The sequence below is a fragment of the Pasteurella bettyae CCUG 2042 genome, assembly GCF_000262245.1.
Classification (GTDB): Bacteria; Pseudomonadota; Gammaproteobacteria; order Enterobacterales; family Pasteurellaceae; genus Basfia; species Basfia bettyae.
This window is the reverse complement of sequence record NZ_AJSX01000033.1, coordinates 120,205-132,458: the sequence shown is the minus strand read 5'-3', so window position 1 is coordinate 132,458 and position 12,254 is coordinate 120,205. Positions and strand designations below refer to the sequence as shown.

General features: G+C 34.8%; 11 protein-coding genes and 1 pseudogene. 4 read left to right on the top strand and 8 right to left on the bottom strand.

Annotation, left to right across the window (positions count from 1 at the left end):
- Positions 1-7: 7 nt before the first annotated feature.
- Both HMPREF1052_RS06680 and gpt read right to left on the bottom strand, forming a co-directional pair.
- Entirely contained in the window at positions 8-667 is a 660-nt protein-coding gene (locus HMPREF1052_RS06680; RefSeq protein WP_005760852.1) for an aspartate/glutamate racemase family protein, read from the bottom strand.
- Between the two features lie 422 nt (positions 668-1,089).
- Positions 1,090-1,548, bottom strand: coding sequence for a xanthine phosphoribosyltransferase (gene gpt / locus HMPREF1052_RS06675; RefSeq protein ID WP_005760744.1), 459 nt, complete (start codon positions 1,546-1,548; stop codon positions 1,090-1,092).
- Positions 1,549-1,778: 230 nt separating this feature from the next.
- On the opposite strand from gpt, the gene HMPREF1052_RS06670 reads away from it, so the two are divergent.
- The gene (locus HMPREF1052_RS06670) at positions 1,779-2,444 is read left to right on the top strand and encodes a CPBP family intramembrane glutamic endopeptidase (RefSeq protein WP_005760785.1); all 666 of its coding nucleotides are present in this window, start codon (positions 1,779-1,781) and stop codon (positions 2,442-2,444) included.
- 137 nt (positions 2,445-2,581) lie between these two features.
- Positions 2,582-4,036, top strand: coding sequence for an aminoacyl-histidine dipeptidase (locus HMPREF1052_RS06665; protein WP_005760730.1), 1,455 nt, complete (start codon positions 2,582-2,584; stop codon positions 4,034-4,036).
- Positions 4,037-4,098: 62 nt separating this feature from the next.
- On the opposite strand, the gene mioC is transcribed toward HMPREF1052_RS06665, so the two are convergent.
- From mioC to glpX, 3 genes are all read right to left on the bottom strand, one after another.
- Complete coding sequence (gene mioC, locus HMPREF1052_RS06660) at positions 4,099-4,542, bottom strand: FMN-binding protein MioC (RefSeq protein WP_005760794.1); 444 nt, start codon at positions 4,540-4,542, stop codon at positions 4,099-4,101.
- Between the two features lie 74 nt (positions 4,543-4,616).
- The gene (gene gyrB / locus HMPREF1052_RS06655) at positions 4,617-7,046 is read right to left on the bottom strand and encodes a DNA topoisomerase (ATP-hydrolyzing) subunit B (protein WP_005760765.1); all 2,430 of its coding nucleotides are present in this window, start codon (positions 7,044-7,046) and stop codon (positions 4,617-4,619) included.
- A gap of 170 nt (positions 7,047-7,216) precedes the next feature.
- The gene (gene glpX, locus HMPREF1052_RS06650) at positions 7,217-8,230 is read right to left on the bottom strand and encodes a class II fructose-bisphosphatase (protein ID WP_005760951.1); all 1,014 of its coding nucleotides are present in this window, start codon (positions 8,228-8,230) and stop codon (positions 7,217-7,219) included.
- Between the two features lie 195 nt (positions 8,231-8,425).
- Between glpX and zapB the strand changes: the two genes are divergently transcribed.
- Both zapB and rarD read left to right on the top strand, forming a co-directional pair.
- Positions 8,426-8,644 (top strand): cell division protein ZapB, encoded by a 219-nt coding sequence (gene zapB, locus HMPREF1052_RS06645; protein ID WP_005760797.1) that lies wholly within the window; start codon positions 8,426-8,428, stop codon positions 8,642-8,644.
- Positions 8,645-8,961: 317 nt separating this feature from the next.
- Complete coding sequence (gene rarD / locus HMPREF1052_RS06640; RefSeq protein WP_005760919.1) at positions 8,962-9,852, top strand: EamA family transporter RarD; 891 nt, start codon at positions 8,962-8,964, stop codon at positions 9,850-9,852.
- 37 nt (positions 9,853-9,889) lie between these two features.
- On the opposite strand, the gene HMPREF1052_RS06635 is transcribed toward rarD, so the two are convergent.
- The 3 genes and pseudogenes from HMPREF1052_RS06635 to uhpC all read right to left on the bottom strand — a co-directional run bounded on the left by HMPREF1052_RS06635 (position 9,890) and on the right by uhpC (position 11,986).
- Entirely contained in the window at positions 9,890-10,072 is a 183-nt protein-coding gene (locus HMPREF1052_RS06635) for a DUF1232 domain-containing protein (protein WP_005760938.1), read from the bottom strand.
- 127 nt (positions 10,073-10,199) lie between these two features.
- Positions 10,200-10,571, bottom strand: a complete 372-nt coding sequence (locus HMPREF1052_RS06630) for a DUF2255 family protein (protein WP_005760826.1) — start codon at positions 10,569-10,571, stop codon at positions 10,200-10,202.
- Between the two features lie 176 nt (positions 10,572-10,747).
- Positions 10,748-11,986, bottom strand: a pseudogene (gene uhpC, locus HMPREF1052_RS06625) (MFS transporter family glucose-6-phosphate receptor UhpC).
- Positions 11,987-12,254: the final 268 nt, after the last annotated feature.

The following is a 12,254-nucleotide window of genomic DNA, read 5'->3' as shown; positions in this document are numbered from 1 at the left end:
TATTATTTTATTTAAGATTTGCTAATTTATTTTTAAGTAATTCCACCGCACTTTGAGGACTAGTTAAAATAGGTTTAGTCGTCATTGTAGAGGCTAATGACAATGCAGTTGATGATGAAAAATGTGCTAATAATAGAATATCTTCATCAGTAAATTGCTTGGCTGCTTCAGCCATGAGCTTGTCATGTAATCTAATATCACCTTGATTTAAGGCTTCTTTTGCTTCAGTTACACAAACTGTACGAATCGTTGCTTGAGGATTGATTTCTTTAGCAAGTTCATAGAATTCTTCTTCCATTCCTGCTACAGCAGGCTGAAATGAAGCGATCATTCCAATCTTAGTTCCTTTTTCTAGAGCCAAGCGAAACATGGCTTCATTAGGCTTTAAAACAGGAACTGGAGAATTTTTTGTGGCTTGTTCAATAGCATCACCAAAAGCGGAACAAGTAAACAATATGCCATCAGCCTCTTTACTGATCGCATACTGTGTGAGGTCTAAAATTCGTTGTGTTAATTGAGGGGTTAATTGTTTAGATTTTGCCCGATCATCAGAAAGGGTTTCATCTAGAATATTTAAAACTTTTGCTTCAGCCCAATTTTGTTTAAAGGCTTGTTTAACAGGATCCATTGCTGCAGTAACAGCATGAATTAAAATAATTTTAGGCATATTCATTCCTTGGAGAGGTGGAAAATAACCTGATAGGTATTGATATGGGCTAATTATTATTCATTTTTTGATGAAAATCTGAGATCTGTATCATAATATTTAACAATGGTGTTAAATATTGTTTGGTGTTTTATTCTTTATGTTTACGAGTAAATTAAGTGATAAATAATCTATAAATTCTTTTAAATTATATAGTTATATAAATTTATAAGTCATTTATCTATTTTTTTTAAAATTATTTTTCTATAAAAAGAATTATCTTGTGAATATTTGTGATATTTGTTTTAAACAGAACAAACGATTGTTATAAATTTTAATAAAAAAGACCGCACTTTTAGACTAGTCAGTAGGAATTAAATATTAGAAAATGATTTGAATGAAAAGGGGGACTGATATCCACCCTTTTACAATATGAGAAGAAATTATTTACGAGCTAAAGGTGGAACAAAAGTGATACCTAAATCCCAAGGTTGTTCAATCCAAGTGTTTTGTGGAATATCAATTACGTAATCATCCACTAATGATGCTCCTGCTGGTTTTGCAAATACTGTAACAAATTTTGCTTTAGGATACATTTTGCGAATTTCACGAGCGGTATTTCCCGTATCGACTAAATCGTCTATCACAATAAAGCCTTCTCCATCGGTATTCGCTTTGTGGATTACTTTTAATTCACCTTGTAAATCATGATCATAACTTGCGATACACACGGTTTCTACATGACGAAGACCTAATTCACGTGCTAATACTGCTGCTGGGAATAAACCACCACGGCTTACCGCAATGATGCCTTTCCATTGGGATGCTGGAAGTAAACGTTCTGCTAATTTGCGTGCGTGCATGTGGAACATATCCCACGTAACAACATATTTTTCGCTCATAATAAAATATACCTTTGTTGCATAATTAATAAAATTGCATAAGGATAACTCGAATTACACTTTTATGCTATTATTTTTAAGATATCAATGACATTTCAGCGATAAATTTGGTATTTTTTAAGCAAAAATGATATGAATAGATTATAAATGCAAGGAGAAAGCTCAGTTAAATATACGATATGATAACAGTAATTATGGATGATTGTTTTAACTAGATATAAAGGATGATGATGAAAAAAACGACACTTAATTTAATAGATATTTTACTATTAACCCTAATCTTTTTTGGCAGCTCAATTTATGCGTCTTTAGAGCAGTACCTTTCATTACAACAGGCGGGGCTTGAATCACCTACAGACTTGAACTTAAATTCCGAAGATAATTATTCATTGTTGGTATTTGAGCTTTTCTCTTTATGTATTGCATTTGCTTATTTATGGTGGCGTCATTTTGATTTTAAGCAACTTAATTTTTCTATCAATAAACTGACATTGCCTTTAGCGTTATTATTTATTTTATTAGCTGGAGGAATAGATCACTTATTTTATATGTTGATATTTCCTACTGAAAATAATGTTGATGTTTCATCATATGCAGAGTTACAACCTTATCTTTCTTTTTCTTTAATTGCAGCTGCTATACTAAATGGATTTTATGAAGAACTTTATTTTTTAGGACTTATGTTTACCGTTCCTAAAAAATGGTTACCTTATGTCATTATTTTCGGACTAGTTATTCGCTTTTTATTCCATACGTATCAAGGTTTATTTGCAGCCACTACTGTTACCTTATTTGGTTTAATATTTGTATTATTAAGGTTACGATTCTCAACATTATTACCTTTTATGCTTGCACATGCCTTTTTTGATGTTTTTGGGTTAGGCTTACCTTTTTAAAATATTTTAAGGAAGCTTATTGAATCGACAAATGTAAGATTTAGGCTTGTTATAATTTATGTTATGCTATCTGTATGATAAATAGATACCTAAACATGGTATTTAGATAAGTTAACTTTTTAAATAAGGTGTGATTTATGATAACAACATTACAACCCACATTGCTTTGGAAATGGTTTGATAAAATTTGTTCAATTCCCCATCCTTCTTACCATGAAAATACATTAGCTGAATTTATTGTTGATTGGGCAAAAGGAAAAGGTTTTTATGCTGAACGTGATGAAGCAGGTAACGTATTAATTCGTAAACCTGCTACAGCGGGTATGGAAAATGCTCAGCCAGTCGCTTTACAAGCACATTTAGATATGGTGCCACAAGCTAATGAAGATACACAACACAATTTCGAAACTGATCCTATTCAACCTTATATTGAAGGAGAATGGGTCACTGCAAAAGGCACAACCTTAGGTGCAGATAATGGTATCGGTATGGCATCAACGCTAGCGATTTTAGATAGTGATGATTTAGTTCATCCTGATTTAGAAGTGCTACTGACTATGACTGAAGAAGCTGGTATGGAAGGGGCGATAGGATTACGTGCAAATTGGTTAACCTCTGAAGTTATGATTAACACTGATACGGAAGAAAATGGTGAAATCTATATCGGTTGTGCTGGTGGTGAAAATGGCGATTTAACCATTCCTGTAGAATGGAAAACCAATCATTATGAACATACTTATAAATTGGTTTTAAAAGGCTTACGTGGCGGTCATTCAGGTTGTGATATTCATACGGGGCGTGCAAGTGCAATTAAAACACTTGTTCGTTTCTTAGCAAATTTACAGCAAAAACAACCGCAGTTTAGTTTCTCATTAAGTGATATTCGTGGTGGTTCTGTACGTAATGCTATCCCTCGTGAAGCCTTTGCAACGATAAGCTTTAATGGTGATGTTACGGTCTTAACTCAAGCAGTTGCAGAGTTCGAAAGTTTATTAAAAACTGAATTAGCTTTAGTTGAACCTAATTTAACATTCTTTATTGAAAAAGGTGAAAATGCTGTACAAGTTTTTAGTGAAAGTACCACAATGAAAGTCATTCATTTGCTAAATGTATTGCCAAATGGGGTAATTCGTAATAGTGATGTTGTTGAAAATGTGGTAGAAAGTTCATTGAGTCTTGGGGTATTAAAAACCACAGAACAATCGATAAAAGGTACGATTTTAGTTCGTTCACTGATTGATAGCGGTACAGATTATATTAATAGTTTATTACTTTCTTTAACTTCATTATCAGATGCAACGATCACATTCTCTGGACGTTATCCAGGTTGGGAGCCTCATGCAGAAACTCCAATTCTTAGTTTAACTAAGGATATTTATGCTGAATTGTTAGGCTATCCTCCTGAAATTAAAGTGATTCACGCTGGTTTAGAATGCGGTTTACTGAAAAAAATCTATCCTGCATTGGATTTTATTTCTATTGGACCAACTATTGTTAATGCTCATTCACCTGATGAAAAAGTGCATATTCCAGCCGTCCAAACTTATTGGCAATTGCTCACAAAAATTTTGGCAAGTATGCCGAAAAAATAATGTGATAAAAAAGGCAGATGGTAAATTCTGCCTTTATTTTTTGTGAAAAGTTAGCTTGAGTTTTATAGTGCATTTACAAAATTAGGTAACCAATCTTCGGCGGCTTGTTCATGGTCTTCAATAGTAAGTACATCAATACGTAATGAGTTACAGATTTGTTTAGCTCCTTGTTTGCTTAGCGCTGTTTCCACCTTGTTTACTGCTTGGCAGAACGTATCATAATCTGAATTGCCTAAACCAACAACGGCGAAACGTACTTCTGACAAATCAGTATTGTTATCTTTAATTTCTTGGAAAAGTGGTTTTAAATTATCTGGTAATTCACCTGCACCATGAGTTGAAGTCACCACTAGCCAAAGCTTTTGCCCTTCAATATTAGCTAATGATGCATGATTTTCTACTTGCGTAGTAAAATCTTGTTGTTCTAATAAATCACAGAGGTGATCACCGATATATTCCGCACCTCCTAAAGTGCTACCCGTAATAATACAAATTTGTTGTGCCATTGTTCTTTCCTTTTAAAATTAGGATTAACCTATAATATAAAAAAGGCTTAGAAAAACTAAGCCTTTGATGTTAATTAGATATCTAAGTTCGCTCGTAGTGCATTACTTTCGATGAAGTCACGACGAGGTTCTACTTCGTCACCCATTAAGGTTGTAAAGAGCTGATCAGCTGCCACAGCATCTTTAATCGTTACTTTTAACATGTGGCGGGCATCAGGGTCCATAGTGGTTTCCCAAAGTTGTTCAGGATTCATTTCTCCTAGCCCTTTATAACGTTGTACAGTTAAACCACGACGAGATTCTTTCACTAACCAATCAATAGCTTCTTCAAATGATGTGATTTCTAATTGGCGTTCACCACGAGTAACATAAGCTCCCTCTTCCAGTAATCCTTTTAATTGATTACCTAATTTTATGATACGAGCATATTCGTTACCATTTGCGAAGTTATGATCTAGGCTGTAATTGTTATCTACACCATGAGTACGAACAGTTAAAATCACTTCACTTAATTGACGTTCAGGATTATTTACTATTTGGTATGAATAATGGTTACCGTGAGTATCTTTTTCAGTTAGTTGACTAATTAAAGTTTTTGCCCAGTTTTCAACCGCAGTAACATCCTTCATTAATTCAGTAGTTAATTGCGGATAGTAAATTAGCTCTTTCAACAAGGCTTCTGGATAACGGCGATGTAAACGATCGATCATTTGATTTACATTATTATATTCAGCCACTAAGGTTTCTAATGGTAAACCTGTCATTGCAGGTGCATTTTTATTTACATAAAGGGCAGCATCTTCTAAGGCAATGGCTAATTCATATTGAGTCATTGCAGGTTCGTCTTTAATATATTGCTCTTGTTTACCTTTTTTCACTTTATAAAGTGGTGGCTGTGCAATATATACGTAACCACGTTCAATAATTTCAGGCATTTGACGATAGAAGAAGGTCAATAATAATGTACGAATATGGGAACCGTCCACATCCGCATCGGTCATGATAATGACTTTATGATAACGCATTTTGTCTGGATTATATTCATCACGACCGATACCACAACCTAATGCAGTAATTAATGTTCCAACTTCTTGAGAAGAAAGCATTTTATCAAAGCGTGCTTTTTCTACATTTAGAATTTTACCTTTCAACGGTAGAATCGCTTGATTTTTACGGTTACGCCCTTGTTTTGCAGAACCACCCGCAGAGTCCCCTTCCACTAAGTATAATTCTGAAAGTGCAGGGTCTCGTTCTTGGCAGTCTGCTAATTTACCAGGCAATCCAGCGATATCTAATACGCCTTTACGACGAGTCATTTCACGAGCTTTACGGGCAGCTTCTCGAGCACGTGCCGCATCAATAATTTTACCTGCAATGATCTTCGCTTCATTAGGATTTTCATCTAAGTATTCTTGTAAACGCTCATTCATTGCAGATTCAACCGCACCTTTCACTTCTGAAGATACGAGCTTATCTTTAGTTTGAGATGAGAATTTTGGATCAGGTACTTTCACTGAGATAACCGCCACAAGTCCTTCACGAGCATCATCGCCTGAAGTGTCGACCTTGTCACTTTTCCCTTTTTTGTTTAAACCTGATTTATCCATATAGGCATTTAAGGTACGAGTTAATGCACCTCGGAAGCCCGCTAAGTGGGTGCCACCATCACGTTGAGGAATATTATTGGTAAAACAGTAAATGTTTTCGTTATAACTGTCATTCCATTGCAATGAAATTTCCACACCAATACCGTCTTTTTCAGTACTAAAATAGAATGGTTTTTGGTGAATTGGTGTTTTATTTTGGTTTAAGTATTCAACGAATGCTTGAATACCGCCTTCATAATGAAAGTGGTCATTTGTGCCATCACGTTGATCAAATAATTTAATAGAAACGCCAGAGTTCAAGAAAGATAATTCACGTAAGCGTTTCTTCAGAATTTCATATTCAAAAACAGTTTTTGTAAAGATTGATGGGCTTGGCCAGAAACGAACAGTGGTTCCTGTTTTATCAGTGTCACCAATTTGTGTCAAAGGTGCTTTAGGTTCACCAAGATTATAGAATTGTTCATATACATGACCTTGGCGGCGAATTGTTAGTTGTAATGTATCTGAAAGCGCATTTACGACAGATACACCCACGCCATGTAAACCACCAGATACTTTATAGGAATTATCATCAAATTTACCACCTGCGTGTAGTACAGTCATAATTACTTCTGCCGCAGATACGCCTTCTTCAGGATGAATATCAACAGGAATGCCACGACCATCGTCTTGCACAGATACTGAGTTATCTTCGTGGATAGTGACGATAATATCTTTACAGTAGCCTGCTAATGCTTCATCAATAGCATTATCTACAACCTCAAACACCATATGGTGCAAACCTGTGCCATCATCAGTATCGCCAATGTACATACCAGGACGTTTACGTACAGCATCTAAACCTTTAAGGACTTTAATGCTACTTGCACCATAATTTTCTTGTGGATTTTCTGACATAATCTTTCTCTGTTTTTACTCTGAAAAAATTATGTCAATTATAGCAAATTTTGCTAGAAATAGCACCTTTTAATGCAGAAAGATTGGCGTTTAGAGAAAGAAAGTGCGGTCTAAAATAAAGAAATTTTTTATAGTGGGCCTAAGCTGACCCACATTAAAATTTATAGAAATTATAATCCGATAGACTTATATAAGTCTGGATCTTTACCATCTAAATAATGCATAGATTGAATACGACGAATAGTGTGAGATTGACCACGAATCATCAAGGTTTCTGTGGTTGCAAAACTGCCTTTAATTTGTATGCCTTGTAATAAATCGCCATGGGTGACTCCAGTTGCCATAAACACCAGGTTATCATCACGAGCAATATCTTCAAGATGTAAAATTTCATTCACTTTTACACCCATTTCGTGACAGCGAGCAATTTCACTTTTGGCTAATTGAATATTTTCAGGGGTATCGCCTTTTACTTGATTACGTGGAATTAAGCGAGCTTGCATATCTCCTCCTAAAGCACGTACTGCGGCTGCAGTAATGACGCCTTCTGGTGCACCACCAATTCCATATAAAACATCTGCTTCTGAATCTGGTAAGCATACTTGTACTGAAGCAGCTACATCACCATCTGGAATCGCTAATACTTTTGCACCTAAAGCTTGAATTTGTTTAATTACTTCATCGTGACGAGGTTTAGCTAGCACCATGACCACTAATTCAGACATTAATTTACCTTTACGTGAAGCCACTCGGCGTAAGTTTTGTTCAATAGGTAAATTTAAATCAATCATGCCTTTAGCTTCACCATTTACCACTAATTTTTCCATATACATATCAGGTGCTTTGATAAAGGTATTACGACCACCCGCTGCAAGTACTGCTAAGGCTCCAGATTGGCCCAAAGCCGTCATTCTTGTGCCATCAATAGGATCTACAGCAATGGTGATTTGTTCACCTATACCAGAGCCGACTTTTTCACCGATATAAAGCATGGGTGCTTCATCAATTTCACCTTCACCAATAATAATTTCGCCGTCCATATGGATACGATTAAGCATATAACGCATTGCTTTGACTGCGGCATCATCTGCTGCATTTTTGTCACCACGACCAATCCAGGCATGGGCAGCAATAGCTGCAGCTTCGGTCACTCTTGAAAATTCAAGGGATAAGGATCTATTCATTTTGATTAACCTTTTTCACTGTAATGGGTTAAGATTTATTTTATCACTCAGCAAACGATTGCGATAGAAAATTGTCTGAATACTTGTAAAAATTGAACAAATATACAGGAAATTTTTATTTCACCCTTTAATATCAAGACCATTCAATATAGAATAGAGTCATATTTCGAACATTATTTATAAGAGGAATTTTTTATGTCTTTAGAAATTTTAGATCAGTTAGAAGGTAAAATTAAACAAGCGGTTGAAACTATCCAATTACTTCAATTAGAAGTGGAAGAATTAAAAGAAAAAAACAACCAAGTTCAACAAGCAAATGAATCATTACGTAGTGAAAATGAACAACTTAAAGTTGAACATAATAACTGGCAAGAACGTTTACGTTCATTATTAGGTCAAATTGATAACGTTTAATTCTGGACATAAAAATAAGTAAAGGATAGTAAGACTATCCTTTTTTAGTACTTAATTTTTAAATTTATGCCTTATGTCAGGTACGTCATCTTACTATTCTTAGTGATAGTTAAAAGTATTATTCTAATAATTAATGTTACCTGCGAGCTAATGTTAGTTAGCGCCACTTTCAGGGTTAATCGAAAGTGTTTCTTCATGTAAATAGCAAGTGCAAAGTGCGGTTATAATCTGAAAAATTTATATATTTTATCTGTCTAGCGAATCTTCATCTTTCAGTGTAAACATATAATCTGTATTTTAAATAAGGAAACCAATAGATGAAAATTTCAGAGAAATTGAAGGGTTGGCATTATGCCTTTCTATGTTATTTAACTTGGGGCACATTCCCGATTTATTGGTATCCGATTAATCAATCTGCGATGCCAGCGGATCAGATTTTGGCACAACGCATTGTGTGGTCTGCGATTTTTGCGGTACTTTTGCTATTGGTATATCGACAAGGTCGTACGGTTTTAAGAGCTTTTAAACAACCACGTGTGCTTGGCGTATTTTTTATTACCGCTTTTTTGATAGCTTTGAATTGGTTAGTTTATTTGTGGGCAATTACTAACGACCATATTTTAGATGCTAGCTTGGGCTATTTTATTAACCCCTTATTAAATGTCTTTTTAGGTTGGTTTTTTTTAAAAGAAAAAATTAATAATGCACAATTACTTGCCTTGATTTCAGCAACTGCAGGGATTTTATGGCTTGCCATTCCTGCAGGGCAGATTCCTTGGGTAGCCTTGATATTAGCCGCAAGTTTTGGTTTTTATGCTCTGATTCGTAAATTAGCACCCATGGAAGCTTTAGCTGGATTAGCACTCGAAACCATTATTCTTTCTCCTTTTGCCTTGTTATATTTAATTTATTGTTATAGCCAAAATACTTTGATTTTTAGTGAATTGAATGGATTGCAAATGGTTGTATTATTAGGTTCAGGTGCTGCAACAACGATTCCTTTATTATGGTTTGCTATTGGTGCACGTAAGATTTCTATGTCATTACTGGGCATGTTGCAATATATTTCTCCAAGTTTGCAATTTTTATGCGGGGTATTAATTTTTAATGAAAGCTTATCTATGGAGCGAATGATAGGTTATGTTTTGGTCTGGGCGGGGGTTATTATTTTCTTATTCGGAATGAGAAATAAAGCCAAAAAAGTTTAAATTTTTCATTTTTTGACCGCACTTTTTAGTAAAAATCCTATTTGGTTAGAATTGTTTTGATTAATAAGGCTATCGCTGCTGCATCATCCACTAATCCTAATGGGTCTAGTAAAGCTTCAGGTAAAATATCAAACGGGCTTAATAAATAAATCAAAATAATCACGATTTTTAGTAATTTCGCTTTATTCATATTCATTAAAGTTAAATATAATTTGTTCATTTACTTTCCTTTATTTAATAAAAAGGTTTTATCGTTAGCTGGTAATTTAAGTGAACACATAAAAGTGCGGTATGTTATTTGTAAATTTTTCAGTGAGATACCGCACTTTAGCCACACCTTTGAGTAATTATTCACTTAATAATATTTCAATGGTTGCATTTCGTGCTCTTGGGCTAATCATTTCTTTCATGTATGGGCTATCGGCATATTTTTGGCGATAAGCCTCATCAATTTTTTTATTAAGTTCTTCATCTGTTATTGATGCAAAAACAACATTAAATACATCTCCAATACTGTGGATGTGACCAGCTTTTTGTTGTGACGCCGCTTGATACCAACAAGAACTTTTTCCATTATAAGCACGGGCAAATAAACGATTATCCACAATAACCTCCCAAATCCAAGTCGGTGTGCCAGTGGTTTCCATGTCAGTATGAAATGGTGCAATTCTTAAATCATCAGCTTGATTAATTTGTTGTAGTTGATCTAAATTCCACATTTTGTTTTCTCCACAATTAATAATAATTAAGGACGCTTGTTAGACAGTCGATTAGGGGAAAAATTCTTAATAATAGAAAATAGCTGAGAGGTGTTTAGTTATGGGGCATAAAAAATCTGCATCTTATTTTAGGATTGCCTGTAAGATGCAGATTGGATATTAATTTTGAGGGTTCATTATGAACATTTCATTTTGTTGCGATGGCGTTGCAGGATATAGACTAATATCAACAATAATGCACAAACAAGAGAAATAATGAATAATGAACCAAAGAAACCATTCCAGTGGAATTTTTCAATGATTAATGAAAGTGGTAATCCTGCGACAGCGGCTCCAATATAAGCAAATAAGCTCACAAAACCTGTTGATGCGCCTGAAGCATATTTATGAGAGTTTTCTGCGGCGGCCATGGCAATTAGGAATTGTGGACCAAAGATGAAGAAGCCCATTAGGAAGAATAGAATAGACATTAATAGGCTACTATCGCTTGGTATAAACCATAATGCTAAGGCAACAGAGATAATTCCTACGACATAAATAATATTCATTTGGGTACGGTTACCGTTGAAGAATTTATCTGATCCCCAACCTGCAAATAAAGCACCTAAGAATCCACCTACTTCAAAGAAGGCAACAGTTGCGTTTGCTTCAAGTAAATTATAACCGTGGGTTTCTGTTAGGTAGAGATTACCCCAGTCATTAATTCCTGTTCTTACGATATAAACGAGGCCATAAGAAATAGCAAGCGCCCAAATAATATTATTTTTGAACACATATTCTTTTAGAATTTCCCAGGTAGATAACCCAATTCCTTCACTTTCATGTTCTTTTTCTGCAATATCATTACGCCATTCACCCACTGTCGGTAATCCCATGGAGGCAGGACGGTCTCTTAATAGAACACAAAGTCCTAAACCGACTACAACAGCAATAATACCAGGAATAATCATGCCATATCGCCAACTTAAAGCAAGTGTCACGGCACCTGCAAGTAATGGAATCAGTGCACCACCTAAGTTATGTGAAGTGTTCCAAATAGCCCACTATAATCCACGTTCATTACGAGAATACCAGGTATTTAGAATTTTAGAACAAGGAGGCCAGCCCCATCCTTGGAAGAACGCATTAATCATCCAAAGTGTTACAAACATAAAGATAGAGGAACTCATACCAAATAAGATATTTACAATCCCCGTTGCCATTAGCCCCAATCCCATAAAATAACGAGGATTTGAACGGTCACCGATAACGCCTGATAGGAATTTTGATGCGCCATAGGTTAAATAGAATGCTGTGCCCATGATACCGATGTCTGCTTTTTGCAATCCAAGATCGGTTAACATGGCTGGCATTACAAAGTTAAAACCTTTGCGTGTAAAATAGAATACTGCGTATCCTAAATAGCTAACAATCATTAAATGTAATCACCAATATCGGTATGTTTTATCAATTTCTTCTTTGGATTTTGTTATTGGTAAATCAGGTGCTTCTTTAAAGATTCCCATAGACGCCTCCTTACAGCGATTTATAAAATGTGATAAAAATAACAAAGTTAATTTTAAGATTATAAATAAAATATGATGTTAAAAAAGTGACATAAATCATAAATTCAATATTTTTTTATTATCAAGAATCATTTTTATACGCTATAGCATAAAAAACATACAAGTGTTTTAATCTAAT

Bases quoted from the DNA above. Each gene is read 5' to 3' on its own strand.
- HMPREF1052_RS06680 (WP_005760852.1), bottom strand. From the start codon at position 667: ATGCCTAAAATTATTTTAATTCATGCTGTTACTGCAGCAATGGATCCT.
- gpt (WP_005760744.1), bottom strand. From the start codon at position 1,548: ATGAGCGAAAAATATGTTGTTACGTGGGATATGTTCCACATGCACGCA.
- HMPREF1052_RS06670 (WP_005760785.1), top strand. From the start codon at position 1,779: ATGAAAAAAACGACACTTAATTTAATAGATATTTTACTATTAACCCTA.
- HMPREF1052_RS06665 (WP_005760730.1), top strand. From the start codon at position 2,582: ATGATAACAACATTACAACCCACATTGCTTTGGAAATGGTTTGATAAA.
- mioC (WP_005760794.1), bottom strand. From the start codon at position 4,542: ATGGCACAACAAATTTGTATTATTACGGGTAGCACTTTAGGAGGTGCG.
- gyrB (WP_005760765.1), bottom strand. From the start codon at position 7,046: ATGTCAGAAAATCCACAAGAAAATTATGGTGCAAGTAGCATTAAAGTC.
- glpX (WP_005760951.1), bottom strand. From the start codon at position 8,230: ATGAATAGATCCTTATCCCTTGAATTTTCAAGAGTGACCGAAGCTGCA.
- zapB (WP_005760797.1), top strand. From the start codon at position 8,426: ATGTCTTTAGAAATTTTAGATCAGTTAGAAGGTAAAATTAAACAAGCG.
- rarD (WP_005760919.1), top strand. From the start codon at position 8,962: ATGAAAATTTCAGAGAAATTGAAGGGTTGGCATTATGCCTTTCTATGT.
- HMPREF1052_RS06635 (WP_005760938.1), bottom strand. From the start codon at position 10,072: ATGAACAAATTATATTTAACTTTAATGAATATGAATAAAGCGAAATTA.
- HMPREF1052_RS06630 (WP_005760826.1), bottom strand. From the start codon at position 10,571: ATGTGGAATTTAGATCAACTACAACAAATTAATCAAGCTGATGATTTA.